General features: G+C 65.5%; 21 protein-coding genes and 1 pseudogene. 5 read left to right on the forward strand and 17 right to left on the reverse strand.

Annotated elements, in window-relative coordinates; all coding sequences use genetic code 11:
- Window positions 1-15: 15 nt before the first annotated feature.
- The 6 genes from gsiD to AC3WRR_RS08355 form a co-directional block, all read right to left on the reverse strand.
- Window positions 16-930, reverse strand: coding sequence for a glutathione ABC transporter permease GsiD (gene gsiD, locus AC3WRR_RS08330; protein WP_010814210.1), 915 nt, complete (start codon window positions 928-930; stop codon window positions 16-18).
- A 7-nt stretch (window positions 931-937) separates the two neighbouring features.
- On the reverse strand, window positions 938-1,858 hold the full coding sequence (gene gsiC / locus AC3WRR_RS08335; RefSeq protein ID WP_010814211.1) for a glutathione ABC transporter permease GsiC: 921 nt from the start codon (window positions 1,856-1,858) through the stop codon (window positions 938-940).
- Window positions 1,859-2,079: 221 nt separating this feature from the next.
- The gene (gene gsiB / locus AC3WRR_RS08340; protein ID WP_037024891.1) at window positions 2,080-3,636 is read right to left on the reverse strand and encodes a glutathione ABC transporter substrate-binding protein GsiB; all 1,557 of its coding nucleotides are present in this window, start codon (window positions 3,634-3,636) and stop codon (window positions 2,080-2,082) included.
- A 38-nt stretch (window positions 3,637-3,674) separates the two neighbouring features.
- Complete coding sequence (locus AC3WRR_RS08345) at window positions 3,675-5,558, reverse strand: dipeptide ABC transporter ATP-binding protein (protein ID WP_010814213.1); 1,884 nt, start codon at window positions 5,556-5,558, stop codon at window positions 3,675-3,677.
- Between the two features lie 56 nt (window positions 5,559-5,614).
- On the reverse strand, window positions 5,615-6,589 hold the full coding sequence (locus tag AC3WRR_RS08350; RefSeq protein WP_011615493.1) for an isoaspartyl peptidase/L-asparaginase family protein: 975 nt from the start codon (window positions 6,587-6,589) through the stop codon (window positions 5,615-5,617).
- 8 nt (window positions 6,590-6,597) lie between these two features.
- Window positions 6,598-7,560, reverse strand: coding sequence for a MurR/RpiR family transcriptional regulator (locus tag AC3WRR_RS08355; RefSeq protein ID WP_010814215.1), 963 nt, complete (start codon window positions 7,558-7,560; stop codon window positions 6,598-6,600).
- A gap of 284 nt (window positions 7,561-7,844) precedes the next feature.
- Here AC3WRR_RS08355 and AC3WRR_RS08360 point away from each other — a divergent pair, with 284 nt between their 5' ends.
- A complete protein-coding gene (locus tag AC3WRR_RS08360; protein WP_492296661.1) occupies window positions 7,845-9,779 on the forward strand; it encodes an ATP-binding cassette domain-containing protein in 1,935 nt (644 codons plus the stop codon).
- A gap of 246 nt (window positions 9,780-10,025) precedes the next feature.
- Here AC3WRR_RS08360 and AC3WRR_RS08365 read toward each other — a convergent pair whose 3' ends face one another.
- The 3 genes from AC3WRR_RS08365 to AC3WRR_RS08375 form a co-directional block, all read right to left on the reverse strand.
- The gene (locus tag AC3WRR_RS08365; protein ID WP_454749068.1) at window positions 10,026-10,823 is read right to left on the reverse strand and encodes a class I SAM-dependent methyltransferase; all 798 of its coding nucleotides are present in this window, start codon (window positions 10,821-10,823) and stop codon (window positions 10,026-10,028) included.
- A 161-nt stretch (window positions 10,824-10,984) separates the two neighbouring features.
- Complete coding sequence (locus AC3WRR_RS08370; protein ID WP_492296728.1) at window positions 10,985-12,004, reverse strand: ATP-grasp domain-containing protein; 1,020 nt, start codon at window positions 12,002-12,004, stop codon at window positions 10,985-10,987.
- Window positions 12,005-12,444: 440 nt separating this feature from the next.
- Entirely contained in the window at window positions 12,445-13,101 is a 657-nt protein-coding gene (locus tag AC3WRR_RS08375) for a sugar transferase (RefSeq protein ID WP_037024914.1), read from the reverse strand.
- A gap of 271 nt (window positions 13,102-13,372) precedes the next feature.
- On the opposite strand from AC3WRR_RS08375, the gene AC3WRR_RS08380 reads away from it, so the two are divergent.
- From AC3WRR_RS08380 to AC3WRR_RS08390, 3 genes and pseudogenes are all read left to right on the forward strand, one after another.
- On the forward strand, window positions 13,373-13,675 hold the full coding sequence (locus tag AC3WRR_RS08380) for a hypothetical protein (RefSeq protein ID WP_011615497.1): 303 nt from the start codon (window positions 13,373-13,375) through the stop codon (window positions 13,673-13,675).
- Window positions 13,676-13,766: 91 nt separating this feature from the next.
- Window positions 13,767-15,107 (forward strand): NAD(P)-binding domain-containing protein, encoded by a 1,341-nt coding sequence (locus AC3WRR_RS08385; protein WP_058697980.1) that lies wholly within the window; start codon window positions 13,767-13,769, stop codon window positions 15,105-15,107.
- 68 nt (window positions 15,108-15,175) lie between these two features.
- A pseudogene (locus tag AC3WRR_RS08390) lies at window positions 15,176-15,352 on the forward strand (transposase); the annotation flags it as partial.
- A 113-nt stretch (window positions 15,353-15,465) separates the two neighbouring features.
- On the opposite strand, the gene AC3WRR_RS08395 reads toward AC3WRR_RS08390, so the two are convergent.
- From AC3WRR_RS08395 to alr, 4 genes are all read right to left on the reverse strand, one after another.
- Window positions 15,466-15,951, reverse strand: coding sequence for a disulfide bond formation protein B (locus AC3WRR_RS08395; protein ID WP_010810635.1), 486 nt, complete (start codon window positions 15,949-15,951; stop codon window positions 15,466-15,468).
- Between the two features lie 144 nt (window positions 15,952-16,095).
- Complete coding sequence (locus AC3WRR_RS08400) at window positions 16,096-16,659, reverse strand: GNAT family N-acetyltransferase (RefSeq protein ID WP_010810634.1); 564 nt, start codon at window positions 16,657-16,659, stop codon at window positions 16,096-16,098.
- A 3-nt stretch (window positions 16,660-16,662) separates the two neighbouring features.
- The gene (radA, locus tag AC3WRR_RS08405; protein ID WP_010810633.1) at window positions 16,663-18,024 is read right to left on the reverse strand and encodes a DNA repair protein RadA; all 1,362 of its coding nucleotides are present in this window, start codon (window positions 18,022-18,024) and stop codon (window positions 16,663-16,665) included.
- Between the two features lie 95 nt (window positions 18,025-18,119).
- Entirely contained in the window at window positions 18,120-19,241 is a 1,122-nt protein-coding gene (gene alr / locus AC3WRR_RS08410; protein ID WP_010810632.1) for an alanine racemase, read from the reverse strand.
- 573 nt (window positions 19,242-19,814) lie between these two features.
- Here alr and lplT point away from each other — a divergent pair.
- Entirely contained in the window at window positions 19,815-21,134 is a 1,320-nt protein-coding gene (gene lplT, locus AC3WRR_RS08415) for a lysophospholipid transporter LplT (RefSeq protein ID WP_010810631.1), read from the forward strand.
- A gap of 15 nt (window positions 21,135-21,149) precedes the next feature.
- Here lplT and AC3WRR_RS08420 read toward each other — a convergent pair whose 3' ends face one another.
- Genes AC3WRR_RS08420 through tsaB form a run of 4 tightly spaced genes read right to left on the reverse strand, consistent with a single transcriptional unit; the run spans window position 21,150 to window position 24,442 of the window.
- On the reverse strand, window positions 21,150-22,286 hold the full coding sequence (locus tag AC3WRR_RS08420; protein WP_011615501.1) for a DUF1853 family protein: 1,137 nt from the start codon (window positions 22,284-22,286) through the stop codon (window positions 21,150-21,152).
- Window positions 22,261-23,130 carry a uracil-DNA glycosylase gene (locus AC3WRR_RS08425; RefSeq protein ID WP_010810629.1) on the reverse strand — a complete coding sequence of 290 codons (870 nt, stop codon included), beginning with the start codon at window positions 23,128-23,130 and terminating at the stop codon, window positions 22,261-22,263. The genes AC3WRR_RS08420 and AC3WRR_RS08425 overlap by 26 nt, the downstream gene beginning before the upstream one ends.
- Window positions 23,127-23,687 (reverse strand): ribosomal protein S18-alanine N-acetyltransferase, encoded by a 561-nt coding sequence (gene rimI / locus AC3WRR_RS08430; protein ID WP_011615503.1) that lies wholly within the window; start codon window positions 23,685-23,687, stop codon window positions 23,127-23,129. Before rimI ends, AC3WRR_RS08425 begins: the two co-directional genes overlap by 4 nt.
- On the reverse strand, window positions 23,684-24,442 hold the full coding sequence (tsaB, locus tag AC3WRR_RS08435) for a tRNA (adenosine(37)-N6)-threonylcarbamoyltransferase complex dimerization subunit type 1 TsaB (RefSeq protein WP_041687412.1): 759 nt from the start codon (window positions 24,440-24,442) through the stop codon (window positions 23,684-23,686). The genes rimI and tsaB overlap by 4 nt, the downstream gene beginning before the upstream one ends.
- Between the last annotated feature and the right edge of the window lie 69 nt (window positions 24,443-24,511).

The following is a 24,511-nucleotide window of genomic DNA, read 5'->3' on the forward strand; positions in this document are numbered from 1 at the left end:
TTCAGCGGCTCAGGTTCAACGGCGGTCGATCTTGGGGTCAAGCGCGTCGCGCAGGCCGTCGCCCAGCAGGTTGAAGGCCAGCACGGTCAGGAAGATCGCCAGGCTGGGGAAGATCGCCACGTGCGGCGCGGTCACCATGTCGGCGCGGGCTTCGTTGAGCATCGCGCCCCATTCCGGCGTGGGCGGCTGCGCGCCCAGCCCCAGGAACGACAGGCTGGCCGCGGTGATGATCGAGGTGCCGATACGCATCGAGAAATACACCACGATCGACGACACCGTGCCCGGCAGGATATGCCGCATCAGGATGGTCCAGTCCGACGCGCCGATGCTGCGCGCCGCCTCGATATAGGTCAACCGCTTGAGCATCAGCGTATTGCCGCGCACCAGCCGTGCAAACGCCGGGATGCTGAAGATGGCCACGGCGAAGATCACGTTGGTCATGCCGTTGCCGAGGATGGCCACGATGCCGATCGCCAGCAGGATGCCCGGGAAGGCGAAGAGCACGTCGGAAATGCGCATCACGATGCGGTCCCACCAGCCTTCGTAGTAGCCCGCCAGCAGGCCCAGCACGGTGCCGATCAGCGCGCCGATGATCACCGACAGGAAACCCGCCGCCAGCGAGATGCGCGCGCCGGCCAGGATGCGGCTGAAGATGTCGCGTCCGAGCGAATCGACGCCCATCCAGTGCGCGGCCGACGGGCCGGCGTTGAGCGCGTCGTAGTCGAAGTAGTTCTCCGGGTCGTACGGCACGATATGCGGCGCCACGATGGCAATCACCACCAGCACCAGCACGAAGGCACCGGCGCCCAGCGCCAGGTGCTGCTTGCGGAATTTGCGCCAGAACTCGGTCCAGGGCGTGCGCACGGCCTCCGGCACGGGGGCGGTGGCGGGTGCCGCTTGCGCTGCGGCGGGCGTGGAAAGCTCAGTCATGCCGGCCTCACTTGTAGCGGATGGTTGGGTTGATCACGGTGTAGAGCATGTCCACCACCAGGTTGATCAGAATGAATTCGAGCGAGAACAGCAGCACCTCGGCCTGGATCACCGGGTAGTCGCGCATCTCGACGGCATCGACCAGCAGGCGCCCCAGGCCCGGCCAGTTGAACACCTTTTCCACCACGATCGAGCCGCCCAGCAGGAAGCCGAACTGCAGGCCCATCATCGTCACCACCGGGATCATGGCGTTGCGCAGGCCGTGCTTGGCCACCACCAGCGTCTCGCGCACGCCCTTGGCACGGGCGGTGCGGATGAAATCTTCTTGCAGCACCTCGACGAACGAGGCCCGCGTAAAGCGCGCCATCACCGCGGCCACCGCCGCGCCCAGCGTGATCGAAGGCAACACGTAGTGCTTCCAGCTGTCGGCGCCGATCGACGGCAGCCAGCCCAGCTGCACCGAGAACACTTCCATCAGCAGCATGCCCAGCGCAAAGGCCGGGAACGAAATGCCCGACACCGCCAGCGTCATGCCGAACCGGTCCGGCCAGCGGTTGCGCCATACGGCCGAGCCGATGCCGATCGCCATGCCGAACACCACCGCCCAGGCCATCGACGCCACCGTCAGCAGCAGCGTGGGCATGAAGCGGTCGCCGATCTCCTCGCTGACCGGGCGCTTGGTGCGCAGCGAATGGCCGAACTCGCCGCGGACCGCATTGGAAAAGAAGTTGACGAACTGCTCGTGCATCGGCCGGTCCAGGCCCAGGTCCTTGCGCACCAGTTCGACGGTGGCGGAATCGGCCTCCGGGCCCGCCGCCAGCCGCGCCGGATCGCCCGGCAGCAGGTGGACGAACAGGAACACCAGCACTGCCACGATCAGCAGCGTGGGGATCACGCCCAGCACACGTTTGAGGAAGTAATTCAGCATGACACACCAGAAAGAAATGCAGCAGCAGAGGCCGCAGGCCGCCCGCCTGCGACCCCGCGACGCGGGCAAGGCGGCCACCTCGGCGTACTGCTTTACTGCTTACTGCTCTTTGGATGGGATTACAGCCGGCACCCGTTGTTTGCTCCCCTCTCCCGCTTGCGGGAGAGGGGCCGGGGGAGAGGGCAGGAGCTTCCACGAAGTCCCGGCCCTCGCCTCACCCATTACTGCTTGATATCGATCTCTTCGAAATTGAACGATCCATCCGGCATCACATAGGCGCCGCTCAGCCGCTTGCTGCGCGCGAACAGCACCTTCTCGGTCACCAGGAAGGCCCACGGCGCATCCTTCCAGATGCGTTCCTGGGCGTCCTTGTACAGGCGCGCCTTTTCGCCACGATCGGTGGTGCGCAGCGCGCCGGCGATATCGGCGTCGACCTGGTCGTTCTTGTAGTACGCGGTATTCAGCAGCTTGGGCGGCATCGACTCCGAAGCCAGCAGCGGACGCAGCGCCCAGTCCGATTCACCGGTCGACGACGACCAGCCCACGTAGTAGATGCGCACGCCGGCATCTTCCGGCTTGGGCACGCTCTCGACCTTCTCCACGCGCTGGCCGGCCTCAAGCGCCTGCACCGAGGCCTTGATGCCGACCTGCTGCAGCTGCTGCTGCACGAACTGGATCACCTTCTGCGCGGTGGTATGGTTGTAGGCCGACCACAGCGTGGTCTCGAAGCCGTTCGGATAGCCGGCTTCCTTCAGCAGCGCGCGCGCCTTGGCCGGGTCATACGGCCACGGGCCCAGCTTCTCGGCATAGTCCACGCCAGGCGGCACCACGCCTTCGGCCGGCACCGCGTAGCCAGCGAAGGCGACCTTGGCCAGCGCGTCCTTGTTGATGGCATAGTTGATGGCCTGGCGCACCTTGGGGTCGTTGAACGGCTTGACCATGGTGTTCAGCGACAGGTAGCGCTGGATGATCGACGGCGAGGCGATCAGATCCACCTTGGCGCTGTTCTTCAGCACCGCGGCCTGCTCGAACGGGATACTGAAGGCAAAGTCAGCCTCGCCGGTCTGCATGATCGCGGCGCGGGTGTTGTTGTCGACCACCGGCTTCCAGGTGATAGTGTCGATTTTCGGGTAGCCGGTCTTCCAGAAGCCCGCGAATTTCTTGCCCTTCAGGTGGTCGGGCTGCTTCCATTCGACAAATTCGAAGGGGCCCGTGCCGACCGGGTGGAAGGCGATTTCCTTGCCGTACTTCTGCAGCGCGGCCGGCGAGATCATCACCGCCGACGGGTGCGCCAGCACGTTGATGAACGGCGAGAACGGCTCCTTCAGCGTGACCTTGACGGTATTGGCATCGACCACGTCGGTCTTGGCGACACGGTTGAACAGCGTGTAGCGCTTGAGCTTGTTGGCCGGGTTGGTGACGCGGTCCAGGTTGGCCTTGACGGCGCCGGCGTCGAAGGTGGTGCCGTCGTGGAATTTGATACCCTTCTTCAGCTTGATCGTATACGTCAGGCCGTCCTTGCTGACGTCGTAGCTGTCTGCCAGCACATTGACCAGCTTCATATCCTTGTCCAGGCCGAACAGGCCCTGGTAGAAGCTCTTCCCAACCGCCTGCGACAGCGTGTCGTTCGAATCGTACGGATCCAGCGAGGTGAAGGTCGAACTCACCGCCATCACGGCATCCTTGGCGGCGAAAGCCGGGGCCGAAACCAGCATGCCCAGCGTGCCGGCGGCAAAGGCGCCGGCCACCCATCGGGGCGAAACCATACGTGCAGACATCGTCGATTCTCCTTGGTAACTTGGTGACTTCCAGGACTTCAATAGGCGCCGCCGACGGCATGCCGGGCGACATAGTGGCCGAGCGACCCGCTGCCGGCGACCTGCACCAGTGGCTGCACCACCGGCTCGTCGCCAACCGCGCGGATCGGGCTGGGGATCTCGTCGTTGAGCGGCTCGCGCCGCAGGTGGCGCCGAGCCGGGTCGGCGATCGGCACCGCCGACATCAGCTTCTTGGTGTACGGATGCTGCGGATTCTCGAAGATCGCGCGGCGCGGCCCGATCTCGACGATCTGGCCCAGGTACATCACCGCCACGCGATGGCTCACGCGCTCCACCACCGCCATGTCGTGCGAGATAAACAGAAACGCGATGCCCAGTTCGCGCTGCAGGTCCAGCATCAGGTTAACAATCTGCGCCTGGATCGACACGTCCAGCGCCGACACCGATTCATCGGCCACCACCACCTTGGGGTTCAGCGCGAGCGCGCGCGCAATGCAGATGCGCTGGCGCTGGCCGCCGGAGAATTCGTGCGGATAGCGCGCCGCGTGCGATGCATCCAGCCCGACCTTGTCGAGCAGCCAGGCCACGCGCTGCTCGGCCTCCTTGCCGCTGGCGACCTTGTGCACCAGCAGCGGCTCCATGATCGAATAACCGACCGGCACGCGCGGATCGAGCGAGGCGAACGGGTCCTGGAAAATGAACTGGATATTGCGGCGCAGGGTCTGCAGCGCAGGCCCTTCCATCTTGCTGATGTTCTGCCCGGCGAATTCGATGGTGCCGCTCTGGCTTTCCACCAGGCGCAGCAGCGAGCGGCCCGTGGTGGACTTGCCGCAGCCGGACTCTCCCACCAGCGCCAGCGTCTCGCCGGGATAGAGGTCGAAGCTGACCTTCTCGACCGCATGCACGCGCCGCGTGACGCGGCCGAACAGGCCGCCGGGCACGTCGAAGCGCGTCACCAGGTCCTGCACGCGCAGGATCGGCGCCACGCCCGGCGTCACCGTGTCCTGCGGTGCGACCGGCTCGGCGTTGGCGCTATCGAGTCGCAGCAGCGGGAACTTGGCCGGCAGGTCGGTGCCGCTCATCGCGCCCAAACGCGGCACCGCCGACAGCAGTGCGCGCGTATACGGGTGCGCCGGCGCGCGGAACACATCGTCGGAAGTGCCCTCTTCCACCTTCTCGCCGCGGTACATCACCAGCACGCGGTCGGCGACCTCGGCCACCACGCCCATGTCGTGGGTGATGAAGACCACGCCCATATGCATCTCGGCCTGCAAGCCGCGGATCAGCTGCAGGATCTCGGCCTGGATGGTCACGTCCAGCGCCGTGGTCGGCTCGTCGGCGATCAGCAGCGCCGGCTTGCACGACAGCGCCATCGCGATCATCACGCGCTGGCGCATGCCGCCGGAGAGCTGGTGCGGATAGCGCTCCAGCACGCGGCGCGCCTCGGGGATGCGCACCAGCTCCAGCATGCGCAGCGCTTCGGCACGCGCCGCGGCGCGGCTCTTGCCCTGGTGCAGCCGGATCGATTCGGCGATCTGCTCGCCCACCGGGAACACCGGGTTGAGCGAGGTCATCGGCTCCTGGAAGATCATCGCCACGTCGGCGCCGCGCACGCTGCGCAGCGTGGCGTTGTCCGCGCGCGCCAGGTCGATCACCTCGCCGCCGCGCCGGCGCAGCGCCATGCTGCCGGAGGCAATCTTGCCGCCGCCATGCTCGACCAGCCGCATCAGCGCCAGCGACGTGACCGACTTGCCCGAGCCCGACTCGCCCACCACCGCCAGCGTCTCGCCGCGGTCGACATGGAAGGACAGGTTGCGCACGGCCTCGACGGTGCGCTCGGACGTGGCAAAGCGCACGGTCAGCCCGTTCACCGAGACCACGCGCTGCGGTGGCAGCACGATGCCGGACTGGGAGGCTTGCATAGGGGAAGTGGCCACTGGAACTCCTTGTATTGCCGGGTGATGCAGGGGGATGGCGCTCAGCCGTAGATCGACACGTTCACGGCCTCGCCCACCCGGGCGAAACCGCGGTACATGCCTTCGGTGTTGAAAGGCAGCGTGACGTTGCCGGCGCGGTCCACCGCGATCAGGCCGCCGCGGCCGTTGATGGCCGGCAGCTTCTCCATCACCACGCGCCGCGCTGATTCCTCGAGCGACAGGCCCGCATAGCGCATCTGGGCAGCCACGTCGTGCGCGGCCACGGTGCGGATAAACATCTCGCCGGTGCCGGTGGCAGACACTGCCGCCACGTCGTCCGCATAGCAGCCCGCGCCGATCACCGGGGTATCGCCCACGCGCCCCACCTGCTTGTTGGTCACGCCGCCGGTGGAGGTGGCCGCAGCCAGGTTGCCGCGGCCGTCGCAGGCCACCGCGCCGACGGTGCCGAACTTGCTGTCCGGATCGATCGGGTCGCTCGCCTGCGTCTTGCCTTGCGCCACCAGCGCAGCGCCATCGTGGTCCAGCAGCGCCATGCCGGCGTTGCCAAGCGCACGCTGCCACTGGTCATGGCGGGCCTGCGTGAAGTAGTAGTCCGGGCCCACCAGTTCCAGCCCCTGCGACTGCGCAAAGGCCTCGGCGCCGGCGCCGGCAAAAAGCACGTGCTCGCTGTGGTCCAGCACCGCGCGCGCGGCCAGCACCGGGTTGCGCAGGCGCGTGACGCAGGCCACCGCGCCGGCTGCCAGCGTGGCGCCGTCCATCACCGCGGCATCGAGCTCATAGGTGCCGGCATGGGTCAGCACGGCGCCCTTGCCGGCGTTGAACAGCGGGCATTCTTCCAGCAGGCGCACGGCCTCGGTGACCGCATCGAGTGCGCTGCCGCCCTCGGCCAGGATGCGCTGGCCGGCTTGCAGCACGTGTTGCAGCGCTTCGATGTATTCGCGTTCGCGGGCGGCGTCCATCGCCGCGCGGGTGATGGTGCCGGCGCCGCCGTGGATGGCAATGACTGCTGGTTGCATGTGGATGCTCAGGACTTGCGGGTGTTGGAGGATCGGCCGCGCGTGGCGCCAGCCGTGGCTTCGGTGGACTGCGGGGTGCCGGGCGCGGCACGGCCCGCGGACTCCGCGGCCGGCGTGCCGTACAGCCACGGCAGCAGGAATTCGGTCATTTCGGCGGCGGCCTTGACCGGGCGCTCGGCCCGGTGCGCGACCGCGCCGCACAGCGCCTCGATCAGCGCCAGCACGGTGGCATCGGAGTTGGCCGAGAGCCGGTTGCCGGCCTGCGCGTAGAGCGCGATATCGGCCAGCGGCGCCAGCGGCGAGGTCGGCCCGTCGGTCAGCGCCAGCACCTGGCCGCCGCGCGACTTGGCCCGCTCGGCCAGTTCGATGGTGTCCGTGACGTAGCGCGGGAAGGCAATCACGATCAGCAGGTCGCTTGGCTGCTGCTTGAACAGCTGCCGCGCCGCATGCGAGGCGCCGCCGGCGCCCGCCACCGAGGTCACCATGCGGCAGTGCATTTCCAGCCCGTGCTGCAGCAGGCCCGCCAGGAAACCGCTGGCGCCGAAACCGGCCACGTAGACACGCTGCGCCGCCAGGATCGCCGAGACCGCGCGCTCGCAGGCCTCCGGGTCGATGCCGCGCCGCGTGGCTTCCGCGTTGGCCGCGGCATCTTCCAGCGAGGCGGCGAAGACTTCGGCCGCGGTCGCGGGCCGCTCCAGCTCGCTGCGCAGCCGCTCCACCGGAGCCAGCGTGGCCTCGAAGCCGCGCACCAGCTCGGCCCGGAACTGCGGATAGCCGTCGAACCCCAGCGCCCGCGCAAAGCGGTTGGCCGTGGCCACCGACACCTCCACCGCCGCGGCAAATTCATCGATGCGCATGGTCGCCGCGCGGAACAGATTGGCCAGCACGTATTCCGCCATGCGGCGGTGCGCCGGCGTCAGCGTCGGCAGGCTGCGCGCAATGCGGTCTGAGATCGAATGGCCTTTTTGCATGGTGGAAGCGGTTGGTCTGGACGTCGTCTGGTGCACGCCGTTTTCGTGAAAATGAATTTACACGCAACGCACGAACAAGAAAATAGAGTTTTGCAAGACCAAGGGTAATCCCTGAATCGTCGAGGCACGAAGGCACATTGGCGGTGCACGTTGCCGAGCTGTTTTGCACCGCCACGGCGTGCGGCGCACCGGAAACGCTACAATGCCGGCCAGCGCACCAGACCCGGCGGTTGCCCGCTTTCTCCGCGCTTTTTCTGTTTTTCACTCAGGCATTTCCCCCTCCCGTGATCCGAATCGACCAGCTAGTCCTCCAGCGCGGCACCAAGGTGCTGTTCGACCACACCAGCGTGACGCTCAACCCGGGCGAGCGCGTGGGCCTCGTCGGCGCCAACGGCAGCGGCAAGTCGACGCTGTTCGCGCTGCTGCGCGGCGAGCTGCATCCGGACGGGGGCGACGTCATCGTGCCGGCGCAGTGGCGCGTCGCGCACGTGGCGCAGGAAACGCCTGCGGTCAGCCGCACCGCCGTGGATTACGTGATCGATGGCGACACCCGTCTGCGCGAAATCGAAGGCGCCATCGCCGCCGCACAGGCCAGCGGCAACGGCAGCGCCGAGGGCGAAGCCCACGCCGCCTTTGCCGACGCCGACGGCTACACCGCCCCGGCGCGCGCCGAGGCCCTGCTGCTGGGCCTGGGCTTCACGCTGGCGCAGGTGTCGCAGCCGGTGGCCTCGTTCTCCGGCGGCTGGCGCATGCGCCTGAACCTGGCGCAGGCGCTGATGTGCCCGTCCGACCTGCTGCTGCTCGACGAACCGACCAACCACCTGGACCTGGACGCCATCGTCTGGCTGGAAGACTGGCTGGCGCGCTATCCCGGCACGCTGGTGATGATTTCGCACGACCGCGAATTCCTCGATGCGATCTGCAACGTCACCGTGCATATCGAGAACCAGCAACTGCGCCGCTACGGCGGCAACTACACGCTGTTCGAGACCCTGCGCCTGCAGCAGATGGCGCAGCAGCAATCCGCCTACGTGCGCCAGCAGAAGGAAATCGCGCACCTGGAATCGTTCATCACGCGCTTCAAGGCCAAGGCGACCAAGGCGCGCCAGGCGCAGAGCCGCGTCAAGGCGCTGGAAAAGATGGAGCGGCTGGCGCCGGTGCACGTGGCCGCCGGCTTCGCTTTCGAGTTCCGCGAACCCGACGCCGCCCCCAACCCGATGATGGTGCTCGACGGTGTCGATTGCGGCTATGCCGAGGCCGAGCCGCCCGTCACCATCCTGCACAACCTGGCGCTGTCGATCCAGAACGGCCAGCGCATCGGCCTGCTCGGCGCCAACGGCCAGGGCAAGTCGACGCTGGTCAAGACGCTGGCGGGCACGCAGGATCCGCTCAAGGGCAACCTGCGCCTGGGCAAGGGCCTGCAGATCGGCTACTTCGCCCAGCACCAGCTGGAGACGCTGCGCGACCACGACTCGCCGCTGCAGCACCTGGCGCGGCTGGCACCCGATACCCGCGAGCAGGAACTGCGCGACTTCCTCGGCAGCTTCAACTTCCGCGGCGACATGGCCACTTCGCCGATCGAACCGTTCTCAGGCGGCGAGAAGGCCCGCCTGGCGCTGGCGCTGATCGTCTGGCAGAAGCCCAACCTGCTGCTGCTGGACGAGCCGACCAACCACCTGGACCTCGACACCCGCGAGGCGCTGACCATGGCGCTGGCGCAGTTCGAAGGCACGCTGATCCTGGTGTCGCACGACCGGCATCTGCTGCGCGCGACCGCCGACCAGTTCATGCTGGTGGCCGACGGCACCATCAAGCCGTTCGACGGCGACCTGGACGACTACCGCGACTGGCTGCTGCAACAGGCCGCGGCCAAGCGCAATGCCGCCACCGCCGCGCACCTGGCAGAGAACGCCGGCGATGCCGCCGCGGCGGTCAACCGCAAGGACCAGCGCCGCGCGGAAGCCGACGAGCGCCAGCGGCTGTCAGCACTGCGCAAGCCGTTGACCAAAGAATTGGAAAAGGTGGAAAAGCGCATGGCGGTGCTGCAAACCGCCAAGGAGGAGATCGACCAGTTCATGGCCGATGAAAGCAGTTATGCCGAAGCCAACAAGAGCAGGCTGATGGAGATGCTCAAGCGCCAGGGCGAGGTCAACGGCGAGCTGGAGACGCTCGAGGAGAAGTGGCTGGAGTTGCAGGAGCAAATCGAGCAGATTGCGTGACCGCCTCTTTTCGGGCGCAGGGGGTACACGCTCATCGGCACAGCCAGCTCAGCGGCCTCAGCACCAAGACTACCCGCGCCACGTGCTGGGCCGCATCGCCGATCATCCGATTAACCGGACCCGAACTGCCGCCTGGGCCGTCGCTGCCGAACTGCCGGCCCTCGAACCGGCCCTGGCCTCCTACGTCAAAATCCCTTGCCCCTGGCACCGTCAAGGACGGCACGTTACATCTTGGCAGAGGTTCAGTCAGGTTTGCCGAGGCAGTTCGTACGCGATGGTACGAATGACGCCTACGTTGTCCTGCACCTCACAGAGTATCCGCGTCGACAAGGCTTTCAGCTCGAACGGCGGCTCCGTCAGCACAATCCCGCTTGGTATGGCGCCCCAAATCCGGAGACCGGGACCGATCGGCTTGTCGAGATTTGGCGGGAAATCGGTCAGAGGCAAGTACTCAGTCAGAATCAGGCTCTTGTATGGCGTCAGGCTGGCAAGCACGCCGGCAATGCGTGCGTTGTCCAGATGATCGAGCACCTGGCGCAGGAAAACGACGTCACCTCTCGGCCAGGGCTCGCTTGTGATGTCGAGGCACCGGAAGTCCACATCAAGACTGGAGAACCTGGTGCGGTTCGACTGGATGACTGCCTCCACCACGTCGCAAGCAATGTAGCGTGCGCAAGCCGGGCGGATACGGCTGCCGACATTGAAATCGCCGCAACCGAGGTCAACCACGTCTGGCCGGTATGGCAACGAGCCGAGGTAGGCCGTTACGGCTTCGACATAGGTGTCGACGATCGCCGGATCATGAGAACTGCTCCCGCTGTAGAACCCGGAGTGGTCCTTCGCCACGCCCCACCCCCCGGTTTCGTAGACATGGGAAAACACCTCGCGAAGCGCCTTTCCCTGATACAGTGCGCGGTCTTTGCGGATGGTCCGGTCGTGGTGGTATTTCAGCAACCAGGCTGGCGTGTACGGCTTGAGCCGTTGTTTCAGCCGTTGCATCAACACCGCGCGCAAAGGCTTGGTCGGTATGCTTGAAGTGTTCACAGTGCCTCCTGCTGAGAGTGGCGAAATTGACCCGCCGCGCCATGGAAATGAGCGCGCAACCGCTCACGGAATCGCCGCGATTTGCCGACAGTCTTGTTCAAGATCCATTTCGGACGAGTGTGGCTGCTCCGTCCTGTTGCATTGCTCGTTATCGCCTGCCTTTATCCCTCCTCAACCCGTGCTCCCACGCCGACCGGGTAGTCGCACTTGGCCAGTTCGATACCGGCCTGATAGCGGACTTCCTGCCCTTGCTGCCCGCCGCGCACGCAATTCAGCAGTATCCGCACCAGGTTGGCTCCCGCTATATGGGTGAAGGGATAGCCTCCTCCGAATCTTGGATTCATCTCCAGGAGGTACTGACGCCCGTCGCGCTCGATCACATCGCAGTCGACATTGCCGATGTGCCGCAATTCGCGACTGATTCGCGTGGCCAGGTCGTTGAATGGCGCGCTTTCGACAGTGATCGCCCGGTCCGTCTCCCCCGCCCGCATCGACAGCTTCTTGCGGACCGCAAACCCGATCGGCCTCGCCTCAAAGTCGTTGAAGATATCGAGCCCGTACTCCTGGCCCGAGATCACTTCCTGGATCAGCACCTCCATCCCTGGCTGTCCCATCTTTGCGAAGATCGATTTCTGCAAGATCCGCTGGCAGTACGCACGGGCGAAGCGAAGCTCGTTCAGGTCCTCGACGACGAAGATGCCAAAACTAGCGCTGCCCCAGCGGGGCTTGACAATCAGAGGGAAGGCTACCGAGCCCGTCGCAATGGCATGCTCTGCGCTTTCGAGGGTCGCATAGCTGCGCGGCGTGGACAGCCCGATTGATTCGGCGAACTGCGCAGTCAGGAACTTGTCCGCGCAAAGGTTAACGACCTCTGCCGACGAGATGACCGGTATCGTTCCGATTTCCCGAAACCGTTGAGCGTGCTCGGCAATGAGCGGGAGCTCCAAGTCATTCAGCGACAGGAGGGCCGAGACCCGATGCACCCTGCATACATCGATCAGGAAGTCGATGTAGTTATCCGCCAAGAGGCCGGGGCCTACCAGGAACATGTCGCATGCGCTCGCGGCCGGCGCGCCGCGTTGCATGTCCACCCCAAGCACCATGCCGGTCCCGTTCAGCTCCGACTTGAAATACTCCACCAGATAGCGCCGTCTCCCTATGCAGGTCAAAAGAACGTTCATCTTCACCCCAATCTCATTCCAATCACAATGACCCTGCCATAGCCCCACAGCCCCATCATGCAGGTCTTTCGATGCTTTCGTCGGACCGGATTTCGGTCCTGCGGCTGGAGCGCCGACTTTCTTCTTTGCCGCTCTTGAACCGGGGCTCACCGATCGCGCGAAGCCGTCCCGCCAGAACTGCGGCCATTGTCCTGCGCCCAACCGTAACACCTACCATCTAATCAGAATCACCGGCTGGAAAGAAGCACGATACGTGCGCAAATTCACGTAGTAGCAACACGCCTTTGAACACCCACCGGCACAGCCTCTCACCAACGTCCTTCCCCTCCTGGTCCGGTAGTTTGTCTTGTTCGAGCTGAACTGCCACGATACGGCATCGATCTCTTCGCGAGAGAAGCATGGTCACAAGGAGAACATGCGGCATTCAGCATGAACACTCGTCATGCCGTGCGAATCGGAACTTCTTCTTTCTGCGCGGGCTCGGACTCGCTGGCGACGTACTGGGTGCCTGGGCTGCCTGTAAATGAAGGCACGGTCAGATCCCCCGCGGCGTTGATGCCCCGGCGGTCCATGACAGTGCCCACCGTGAGCCAGAGGATCTTCAGATCCAGCCAGAAAGAGCAGTGGTCCACATACCAGGTGTCGAAGTGAAACTTATCTTCCCAGCTCAGAGAGTTCCGCCCGTTCACCTGCGCCCAGCCGGAAATGCCGGGACGGACCAGATGACGCCGTGCCTGGTCCGGTGAGTAGAACGGCAGGTACTTCATCGGCAAAGGTCGTGGACCAATGACACTCATATCGCCCACCAGAACGCACCAGAACTGAGGCAGCTCATCGAGACTGGAGCGGCGCAGAAAATTGCCGAACGGCGTGAGCCTTTCTTCATCCGGCAAGAGCTGGTCATCAGGGCCTCGCTCTTCCGTCATGGTTCGGAACTTCACGACTTCGAATGGCCTGGCGCCCAGGCCTGCACGTGTTGCACGAAACAGCACCGGACTGCCCAGCTTCCATCGCACTGCGCCAGCCAGGATCAGCAACGGAATGGCCAGCACGAGCAATGCCATGGAGGCGAAAACTATGTCGAACAAACGCTTCATGATCGATCCGCCCAGTTCGTCCCGCAGCGGCATTCATGGCCATCCCCTGACAGACAATGGATTTCCGCTCCGGAGTCTATCTAACCAAAGCCGAGCCTCCGTGTGAAGGACCAAAATGTGGTCGAGGCCACGTTGCGCCGCGCCACCGGTGCTGGAACCGGTTGCATCGCCAGCAATTCGACTATGTCCGCCATGGCATACATGGCTCTGACGACCTGCGCCTGCGCGCAAGCAGTGTCCGGCCACCCGAAAGAGAATCAAGAAAGCGAGTGTGCGCGCCCGTACAGAAGACACGGCGGCCTGGTTCTGGATTGCCTTAATCTGGCTGGACGGCACGATAGAAGCAATCGGAAATCGCTGTGCAGCACGCCACGCCGATCTATTGGACACGCTGAATTGGGCGATCGCAACTGTTCAATTGCCTGGATTGGCGCGCCCGATGGTCAATCGTGAAGTCAATAGAGCGGTTGATCTCTCAAGGCGCCGCACTATGGTCGCGCCACGCCTGTGGTTATTTGGTTCGCACTTTCAGTGGCATGATTTTATCGAAGACATGACAGCACCGGAAAAATGATTCAAGAATGATTTTCTGCACCCGCAGCATCATGCGGTGGTCCGTACTGCGCGGCTCCGCAAGCCAGGCAAGTTTAAGGGGAAGAGCAATAATGATCTCGTCAACGGATACGGTTATCATCGGAGCTGGTCCCTATGGCTTATCGGTTTCGGCCTACCTGACCTCAGCTGGCGTGCCACATCAAATTCTTGGGAAACCAATGCATGCCTGGAGGAATTTCATGCCTCCAGGCATGCTGTTGCGCTCGGAAGGATTTGCCTCGAATCTCTATGCGCCGCGGGAAGGCTATACGATTGAAGAATATTGCCGTCGCAATCGTATTGAATATAAGCCGATTGGTATGCACCTGCCGCTCGAGCTCTTTGTGGAATACGGGCTTTGGTTTCAGTCGCAGTTGGTCAGTCATGTTCGCGCAGTGGAAGTTGTCGATATGCACCGCAAGGATGGATTCTTCCGGCTGGCCCTGGGCGACGGCAGTTCCCTGGCGGCGCGGCGCGTGGTAATGGCTTTGGGTCTGAAGGGATTTTCGCAAATGCCTCCAGCACTACAGGGCATGCCGACACCTTACGTGGTTCACTCCAGCGAATTCGGGAGTCTGGAATGGGCTAAGAACAAGAACATCGTCGTTGTGGGCGGAGGTCAGTCGGCAATCGGGCTCGCCGCACTGTTGAGCGAGATCGGAGCGCGGGTTCGCTTACTCGTGCGCGGTGCGACTGTGAATTGGAGTAATGAACCGCGTACCTCCCGTGGGGGTATCTCAAGGCTACTGAGATCGCACGTCGGGATAGGACGCGGTTGGCAGTCGAATACTCCGAGCGCTCTTTTGTCTTCCTTCTTGCTGTCCGAGTACCCTATTGTCTTCCACATGATGAATCTTGAGCGCCGCAAGAGAACTCTAGAGACTGGGTGGGGACCGTCGGGTGCCTGGTGGCTGCGCAATCGCGTGGATGGCAAGATTGATATCTTGACTCAGACTGAAATCAGGCAGGCCGAAGTCAAGAATGGTCAGGTAGTTCTGCAGGTCGCGACCAGGAACGAAACGTCCTGCCTTAGCGCTGATCATGTTGTTGTCGCGACGGGGTTCAAGGTTGACATGGCCAGACATTCATTCATTTCCCAGGAACTCTTGAATTCGCTTTCACTCATTGACGGCTCGCCAAGTCTGACGCGCAATTTCGAAACCAATGTACGCGACCTATATGTGGTTGGGCCGGCCGCCGCGCTGAGCTTTGGGCCTGCTCTGCGTTTCATCTATGGCGCAAAATATGCGGCTCCACAGTTGGCACGGCACATCAGTAGATGCTTCAAGAATGAAACCAGGATTTCTGTCGCCCAGTCACAGGCCCTCCCTTCGGAGTTGGTCGAGGGAAATGGTGGCAGCGGCCTGCATGGGCAAAGCATTCTTCAGGCCCCGGGAAATAATATGGAATAGTTTCAGAAGGAGCTCTCAACTTGCTAAGAGCGAGACGGAGTAGTGGCAAGCCGGACCACTGCACCCAGGACATCCTGACTGCGGTAACTGACGGCCTCAAGGGCATGGAACAGGCCCTGAACGCGGTGTTCCCCCAAACGAGGCTGCAGTCCTGCATCATGCATCTGATCCGCAACAGCCTGGGATACGCCAGCAGGAAGGAGTGCCGGGCCGTGGCGGCGGCGATCAAGCTACTGTGGCTGGCCCTGCGCAACAGGTACTACCCGACTACGTCAAAGCAAACCAGCGCTGCTCGAAAATCCGTTGCATCAAACAAACACCGGCGCCTGGTGCGCCGGTTTCTTTATCAATTCACCACTCAGCGGAAATTCTTCTCGCGCCGGATCAACCCCACCGCCAGCGTCAGCGTCAGGATAAACAGCCAGATCAGCGACCATGCCGGCACCGACAGCCCCAGAACCGGCGGCAGCGGCGCGGTGCACAGGCCATCCGCGTAGAACACCTGCGGCAGCGCCTTGGCAGTCGGCAGCGCGTTGACCCAGTTCTCCAGCGGATCGATGCCGCAGCTGGCCTTGGGATTGAGCAGCAGCGACACGTGGTAGACCGCCACCGCAATCCCGGCAATGCCGGACAGCATGCCCAGGCCCTGCCACAGCGAGCGCGTATTCTGCGCCACGGCGGCCAGCAGCGAGAAGATGCCGATGCCGATAAAGGCAAAGCGCTGCATCACGCAGAGCGGGCAAGGCTGGTAGCCCTTTTCAAACTGCAGGTAGAGCGCAACGCCGACCAGGCCGAAGGAAACGAGGGCGATCAGCAGGAAATAGGCGCGTGAGTTGGCTTGCATAGTGGGTGATCAGGTAATCCGGTAAGCGGTGCCGTCAGTGGATGGCGCGGCATTGCTGCGCATTATTACCTATTTTGCAGCGCCTGCAGTTGGCGTCACATGCAGCGCAAGCCCCCTGCCCTGTGGCGGATTGACGCAGGGGTGCTATGCGCCGGCTGCCTGCCACGCCGTACGCGGCAAACGGTACAGGCAATGGGGCCGCAAGGGGTGCCCTGGCGGCAACGCGGGATGCTCGAAACCCACGGCATCCTCACGCATGCCGAGCCTTTCCATGACCGCCCGCGAGCGGGCATTGGCGAGTGTCGTGAAAGACACGATCTCATCCAGCCCCAGCCGCTCAAAGCCCCAGGCAAGCGCGCCGCGTGCCGCCTCGGTCGCGTAGCCGCTGCCCCAGGCGTGCCGCGCCAGGCGCCAGGCGATCTCCACGCAGGGCGCGAACGGCAGCGCCGCGGTGGGCTCGTGCAGTCCGACAAACCCCAGGAAAACACCGTCCGCCTTGCGCTGCGCCACCCAGACGCCCCATCCCTTCGCTGCGATCAGGCTGCGGCAGTGGTCGGCCAACGCATCGCTTTCAACACGCGCCAGCGGCGCAGGGAAATAGCGCATCACCTGCGCGTCGGCATTGAGCGCGGCAAACGGCGCATAGTCCGCCTCGCGCCACTGGCGCAGCCGCAGGCGTTCGGTCTCGAAGGCGATGCCGTCGTCCATGGCTCAGTCCAGATGGCGCACGCGGTCGATGGCCTGCTCGATGCGTTCCACCGCGATCACTTCGAGCCCGTCGATCTTCTGTTTGGGCGCGTTCGCCTTGGGAATCACAGCGATCGTAAAGCCCAGCTTGGCGGCTTCCTTCAGACGCTCCTGCCCGCGCGGGCTGGGCCGGATCTCGCCGGCCAGGCCGACTTCGCCGAACACCACCAGGCCGCGCGGCAGCGGCTTGTTGCGCATCGACGAGTGGATCGACAGCAGCACCGCGAGATCGGCGGCGGGTTCGGTGATCTTGACCCCGCCCACAGCGTTGAGGAACACGTCCTGGTCAAAGCAGGCTATGCCCGCGTGCCGGTGCAGCACTGCCAGCAGCAGCGCCAGCCGGTTCTGCTCAAGGCCCACCGCCAGCCGGCGCGGGTTGGGCACATGGGCGGTATCGACCAGCGCCTGGATCTCCACCAGCAGCGGACGCGTGCCCTCCTGCGTCACCAGCACGCATGAGCCCGGCACGGTCTCTTCGTGCTGCGACAGGAACAGCGCCGACGGATTGCTGATGCCGCGCAAGCCGCGCTCGGTCATGGCAAACACGCCCAGCTCATTGACCGCGCCGAAGCGGTTCTTGAAGGCGCGGATCAGCCGGTGCGAGGAATGGGTATCGCCCTCGAAATACAGCACCGTATCGACGATATGCTCCAGCACGCGCGGACCGGCCAGGCTGCCTTCCTTGGTCACGTGGCCGACCAGGATGATGGTGATGCCGCTGCTCTTGGCAATGCGCGTCAGCTGCGCCGCGCATTCGCGCACCTGCGCGACCGAGCCCGGCGCGGAGGTCAACGCCTCGGAGTACAGCGTCTGGATCGAGTCGATCACCGCGACTTCGGGCTTTTCCACTTCCAGCGTGGCCTGGATCTTCTCCAGCTGGATTTCGGCGAGCAGCCCCAGTGACGGGCTTTCCACGCCCAGCCGCTGCGCGCGCAGCGCGATCTGCGCACCGGATTCTTCGCCGCTGACGTAGAGCACGCGGCGCTGGCCCGCAAGGTTGGCCAGTGCCTGCAGCAGCAGCGTGGACTTGCCGATGCCGGGATCGCCGCCGATCAGCACCACCCCGCCCGACACCAGGCCGCCGCCCAGCACGCGGTCGAATTCATCGATGCCGCTGGAAAAGCGCGGCACGTCGGCGGCATCGATCTCCGACAGCTTGCGCACCGTGGCCGAGGCCGCCAGCGGCTGGAAGCGCTTGTTCGCGGCGGACTCGGCCACCGTCTCCACCAGCGTGTTCCACTGCTGGCAATGCGGGCACTGGCCGGCCCAGCGCGGCGTGGTGCCGCCGCATTCAGTACATGTATAGACAGTCTTGGTCTTGGCCAACGGATGTCCTTGCAGGAAAAAACGAGCCGGGCCCACAAGTGGCCCGGCCGGCAGATGGCAAGTGCGCGGGCCAGCGCCCGCACCAACGCCCCGGATCAGGCCACGGCAGGCGCGGCGCTGTCCGAAGCCGTGATCGTCGCCACCGAGGTCGGCACGCGCGGGGCCAGTGCGCACATCAGCTCATAGCCCACCGTGCCGCTGGCTTGCGCCACCTCGTCGATCGGCAGGCCCTGGCCCCACAGCGTGACCGGGCTGCCGACCCTGGCCTTCGGGCACGGGGTCAGGTCCACGCACAGCATGTCCATCGACACGCGCCCGACCAGTTCGGTGCGCACGCCATCGACCAGCACCGGTGCGCGCTGCTCGCCCCAGCCCGACGCATGGCGCGGGTAGCCGTCGGCATAGCCGCACGCCACCACGCCGATGCGCATCGGCCGCTCGGCGGTGAACAAGGAGCCGTAGCCGACGGTATCGCCCGGCTGCAGGTCCTGCACCGAGATCAGTTCGCTGTGCAGCGACATGGCGGGCTGCAGGCCGGTGCCGGCAATATCGGCATCGCGCCCGGTCGGCGAGGCGCCATACAGGATGATGCCGGGGCGCACCCAGGCGCGGTGCGCCTGCGGGTGCCACAGCACCGCGGCCGAGTTCGACAGGCTGGCCTCCCCCGGCAGGTTGGCCGTAGCGGCGTCGAAAGCCTCGATCTGGTGGGCCACGCCTCGGGCACTATCCGCATCGGAAAAATGCGTCATATGGACGATACTGCCCACACAGGGCATGGCGCGTGCGCGCTCCCAGGCGGTACGGTAAGCGGCCGGATGGAAGCCGAGCCGGTTCATGCCGGTATTGAGCTTGAGCTGGATCGCCAGCGGTCCCTTGGCGCGTGCGCTTTCCAGCATGCGCAGTTGCTCGTCGCAATGGATCGCGGTGGTCAGGCGGTATTGTTCGATGACGGCAACATCCTGCGGCTGGAAGAAGCCCTCCAGCAGCAGGATCGGGCCCTGCCAGCCAAGGTCGCGCAGCAGCACGGCCTCGTTCAGGTCCAGCAGGCCGAAGCCGTCGGCGCCCCGCAGGGCGGCAAAGACGCGGCGGATGCCATGGCCGTAGGCATTGGCCTTGACCACCGCCCAGATGCGCGACTCCGGCGCCTTGCCGCGGATGATGTCGAGATTGTTGGCCAGGGCGGGTTGGTGGATGACAGCGTGGATGGGTCTTGGCATGGAAGTCACATCTCAGGAAGCGGACGAGCAAGCCGGCGGCGCCGCTGGCGGCGTGGGCGGCCGGCGCGGGCGCTGGAAGTACGGCTCTGTCTCAGTATCGATGGCGCAAACGTCACCTGTCGGTGTGCAGCAGCATGTTGCGGCGACTGGCATGCGGGAATGTGCGGAATTGGCACGCCCTTGTATCCCAGTCACCATATCGGTTCGACCACGCACCAGATCGGGGAAGACCCGGTCGGCTGGTCGCGGTCGCAGTCGTTATTTGAACACATTCAGATGCCGTTGCCGGGGGTCATTGGGGAATCGGCACGGCAATCCGCTGTCAAAAAGAGCCCTTGCCGGGGTTCGGGAATGTCACGTTTTCGTGATATAAAGCCGGACGCTCCGGCCATGTTCTAAAAGCGAAGCATTATGTCAATGACTGTCAGGCAAGCCTCAAGGCGCCGCAGCGCAGCACCACAGACACAATTCGACACGGCCGCGGCACAAGGTTCCCTGCAAACCATGGCCTCCCCGGTGGGCGCCAGCCTGGCCAACCTGAGCGGAGCTCGCGATGGAGAAAAAGTCGACAGCATGAAGAAGGGTTTTTACACCATCATGGCCGCGCAGTTTTTTTCTTCGCTGGCCGACAATGCCTTACTGATCGCCGCCATCGCCCTTCTCACCGAATTGCATTCCCCGCAGTGGATGACCCCGCTGCTCAAGCTGTTCTTCGTTCTTTCCTACGTCGTTCTCGCCGCCTTCGTCGGCGCCTTTGCCGACTCCATGCCCAAGGGGCGGGTGATGCTCATCACCAACGCCATCAAGGTGGTCGGCTGCGCCATCATGATGTTCGGGCTGCACCCGCTGCTGGCGTATGGCGTGGTGGGATTCGGCGCGGCGGCGTACTCGCCGGCCAAGTACGGCATCCTGACCGAGCTGCTGCCGCCGGAGAAACTGGTGCTGGCCAATGGCTGGATCGAAGGCCTGACGGTGGGCTCGATCATCCTGGGCACCGTGGTCGGCGGCGCGCTGATTTCCGTGCACGTGTCAGGCATGCTGCTGCAGCTAGATGTCCCGTTCCTGAACACCGGCATCGACACCCCGGCCGAGGCCGCGATGGTGGTGATCATGCTGTTCTACGTGGTCGCCTCGATCTTCAACCTGTTCATCCCCGATACCGGCGCCCGCTATCCGGCGCAGGAAAAGAACCCGATCAGGCTGATCGCCGAGTTCGGCGACTGCTTCGTGGCGCTGTGGCGCGACAAGCTGGGACAGATCTCGCTGGCGGTGACCACGCTGTTCTGGGGCGTGGGCGCCACGCTGCAGTTCATCGTGCTGAAGTGGGCCGAGAAATCGCTGGGCCTGAACCTGTCCCAGGGCGCGCTGCTGCAGGCCGTGGTGGCCGTGGGCGTGGCCGTGGGCGCGATCCTGGCCGCGGCGCGCATCCCGCTGCGCAAGTCACTGTCGGTGCTGCCCTTTGGCGTGGCAATGGGCGCCACCGTGATGATCATGGCGTTCTACACCAAGGATGCAATGCCCAATGTCACGCTGGACGTGATGGGCCTGCAGATGCCGCTGTACATGGCCATTGCCTATGTGTTCCTGATGGTGGTGGGCGCCATGTCTGGCTACTTCGTGGTGCCGATGAACGCGCTGCTGCAGCACCGCGGGCACGTGCTGCTGTCGGCCGGCCACTCCATCGCGGTGCAGAACTTCAATGAGAACGTCTCGGTGCTGCTGATGCTGTGCCTGTATGCGCTGCTGATCAAGCTGAACGTGCCGATCGGCGTGGTCATCGTCGCACTGGGCCTGTTTATCTGCGTGACCATGGCGCTGGTGCTCAAGCTGCACAAGTACAACGCGCGCACCTTCAACTCGCTGGCGATGATCGGCGAGGACAAGCACCACTAGCCGGCGCAGCGAGGGTCAGGCCGCGTCCTGCGCGGCCTGCGGCCCCGGTCTTGGCGGCTCCGCCGCCCGCGCCAGCGCCCGCTCTTCCCACCCCGGCGGCACCACGAACCCGCGCGAGCATTCGCGCCACCAGCCTGGCGCCTCTGGCCCGGCCGGCTCCAGTTCGCACAGCATCACCGGAGATTCGCGCCGCCAGCCGTGGTCATGGCGCGGGTCGGCAAAGCGCTGCGCCAGCATCGCGCGCAGCGCGCCGGCTTCTTCCGTGCCGGATTCGGGCACCAGCGCGCCCGACAGCCAGCCGGTACGTGGCAGGCGGCACCAGCGCAAGCCGGGCCGAGCGGCTGCGCGGGCGGCCCAGTCATCGAGCGTGGACCACCAGCCGTGCAAATGGTCTGGCGCGATGCCCAGCGCATCCAGCCCCGGCGGCACCCGGCCATCGTGATAGAACAGCCAGCCCAGCAGGTAGACCTCGCTGCGGTCCACCGTATGTCCCAGCAGGGCCTGTGCCTCCGCGGTGCAGCCCAGCGGCAGCTGGCGGTGCACGATGTGGCCCAGCTTGTCGCCAAGGCGGTCGACCAGGTTCGGGCCGACGAAATCCTGCGCCCGCGCTACCTGGCTGTCGCCAGGCGCCATCAGGTAGAACTTGGCCGCCATCTCCCAGTGGACCACCGCGCCCGACGCCTGCTCGCGCCAGATAAAGTCCAGCTCACCCAGCGTGCGGATACCCTGCCGTCCTGCGCACCGCACCGGCACGTTGGCGGCCAGCAGCGACAGCCCCTGCATATGGCGCAGCGCAAAATGCAGCAGCCGCTCGGCATGGCGGCCCAGGCGCAGGCTGCGGCTGGCGGGATCCTGGTCGGGATCGTCGGCGGAAGGGGCGACGTGGCCGTCGGCCAGTTCGTCGATGGTGGCGGGCAGCGTGGCGGGGTCAGCGGCTTCCAGCCAGTGCTGCCAGGCGGCCAGCGTGCCGGCGGGCCAGCGCGCCGGGGCCGCGCCCGGCACCGCCGCCAGCAGCGGCGGCGAGAGCGTGGTCCAGGCCAGGTCGCGCGTGCGCGCCGACGCGGCGCGGCGCCACAGCGGCGGGCCCGACGGCCTGTTGCCGTCGCCGCCGCGGGTCAAGGAGAGGTCAGGCCCCAGCTCCCGCACGGTCATGGACCTCCCTGGCCAGGCACAGGTCTTCCCACGCGCGCGCCTTGTCGGTCAGGGTGCGCAGCAGGTAAGCCGGATGGTAGGTCACCACCACGGGGATACCTTCATAGCTATGTACGGTGCCGCGCAGCTTGCCGATGGGCGTGGTGCTGCGCAGCAGCGACTGCGCCGCAAAGCGGCCCAGCACCACGATCACCCTGGGCTTCACCAGCGCGATCTGGCGGCGCAGGAACGGCTCGCACTGCGCCACCTCCTCGGGCTCCGGGTTGCGGTTACCGGGCGGGCGGCACTTGAGCACGTTGGCGATAAACACATTGCGCCCGCGCGCCAGCCCGAGCGCGCCGAGCATATTGTCGAGCAGCTTGCCGGCCTGGCCCACGAAGGGCTCGCCCTGCAGGTCTTCGTTCTCGCCGGGGGCTTCGCCCACCAGCATCCATTCGGCCTGGCGGTCGCCCACGCCGAATACGGTATTGGTGCGGTGCTGGCACAGGCCGCACGCGGTGCAGCCGGCCACGGCGGCGTCCAGCGCCGGCCATTCCATGCTGGCAATGGCGGCTTCGCGATCTGCTTGCGCCGAGCCGGGTTCCGGGCCGGCCGGAACCAGAGCAGGCGCCGCCGGTGCCCGGGAGACCGGCGGCGCCACTGGCGCCGGCACCGGCATGGCGGGTTCCGCAGCCGGAGCGGCAACCACTGCGGCAACCTCGGCCACAGGCGCCTCGGCAACAGGCATCGCTGCCTGCGCCACGGCCACCTCCGGCGCAGCCTCTGCCTGCGCATCCGCGCGCTCGCGCGGCACCCATTCGGTCGGGATGCCCAGGACTTCCAGGAACTGTGCGCGGCGGCTCATGCCCTGCCCTCCGTGCCTTCATTGGCGGCGGACTCGGCCGGCCAGCTGCGGCGCAGCACCAGCGCATCCTCGCGCTTGCTGCCCAGGGCCGGGTAATAGCCCTTGCGGCGCCCGATCTCGGCAAACCCCGCCGCCTGGTACAGCGCGATCGCCCCGGTATTGGACGGCCGCACTTCCAGCAGCATGGTATGGATGCGGTGCGCGTGCGAGGTGGCCAGCACCACCGCCAGCATCAGCCGCCCCAGCCCCTGGCGCTGGCGCCGCGGCTCGACGGTGATATTGAGCAGGTGCATTTCATCGACCACCGGCATCAGCACGGCGTAGGCCACCAGCGTGCCAGCCGGGTCGCGCAGCGTCAGGCCGAGATGCCCGGACTTGACCGAGTTCTCGAAATTGCCGCGGGTCCACGGATGGCTGTAGGCACGCGCCTCGATGCCCGCCACGGCCGCCAGGTCAAGCGCGCTCATGCGGCCCAGCGCCCAGCCGTGCGGCAGCACCGGCATGGCGGGCACGGCCGGCCAGTGGTTGCGGGGATCGAGCGGATAGGCTGCACTCACGATGCGCTCCCGGTCTGGGCCGCGGCACGGGCGGCAGCGGCGGCTTCGCGTTCGGCGATGGTCTGCGCGACCTTGTCGCGCAGGTAGATCGGCATGGCCTGGTCGGCGTCGATGGCCTCGCCGCGCGCCAGTGCGCGCAGTGCAATCGCGATCATCGGCTGCGCATGGGGCATCGCCTCCGGCAGCACGCGCGCGGCACGCGCCAGGCCCGCCAGCCGCTCGCCGAAAACCGTCGAGGCATTGCCGGCCAGCCAGAAATCGCCGTCGGGCAGCGGCACGGTTTCCGGCGCGCTGACCTGCATCGGCGTGACTTCCGCCCATTCCCGCGCGCTGGCATGCCAGCGGAAAGCAGCGGAATAGGCTTCATCCATGCGCGCGTCCAGGGCCACCAGCACCGCGGTGTCGTCCGGCAGCGCCGGAGTAGCGGCGCGCGCGCGCTCGGCGCACGTCATCAGGGTATTGACCGGAACCACCGGCAGCCCGGCGCCGAAGGCCAGCCCCTGCGCCACGCCGCAGGCGGTGCGCAGGCCCGTGAACGAGCCCGGGCCGGCGCCAAAGGCAATCGCAGCGCAGTCCGCCAGCGCAATGCCGGCTTCGGCCAGCAGCTCGCCGGCAGCCGGCAGCACGCGTGCCGACGAGCGTGCACCAGTGTGCTCATGGCGCACCAGGCACTCGACTCCGGCACCCGGCACCGCACGTCCGAGCGCGACCGAGCACCACTCTGTAGAAGTTTCAACAGCAAGAATCCAGGACATGGCGCGATTGTATCCGGTGACGCCCGGAATCGAGGGCTTCTTCGGTTTTATACGGACGGCGCGGCGCCG

Source organism: Cupriavidus sp. FW305-3-2-15-C-LB2, from assembly GCF_058787575.1.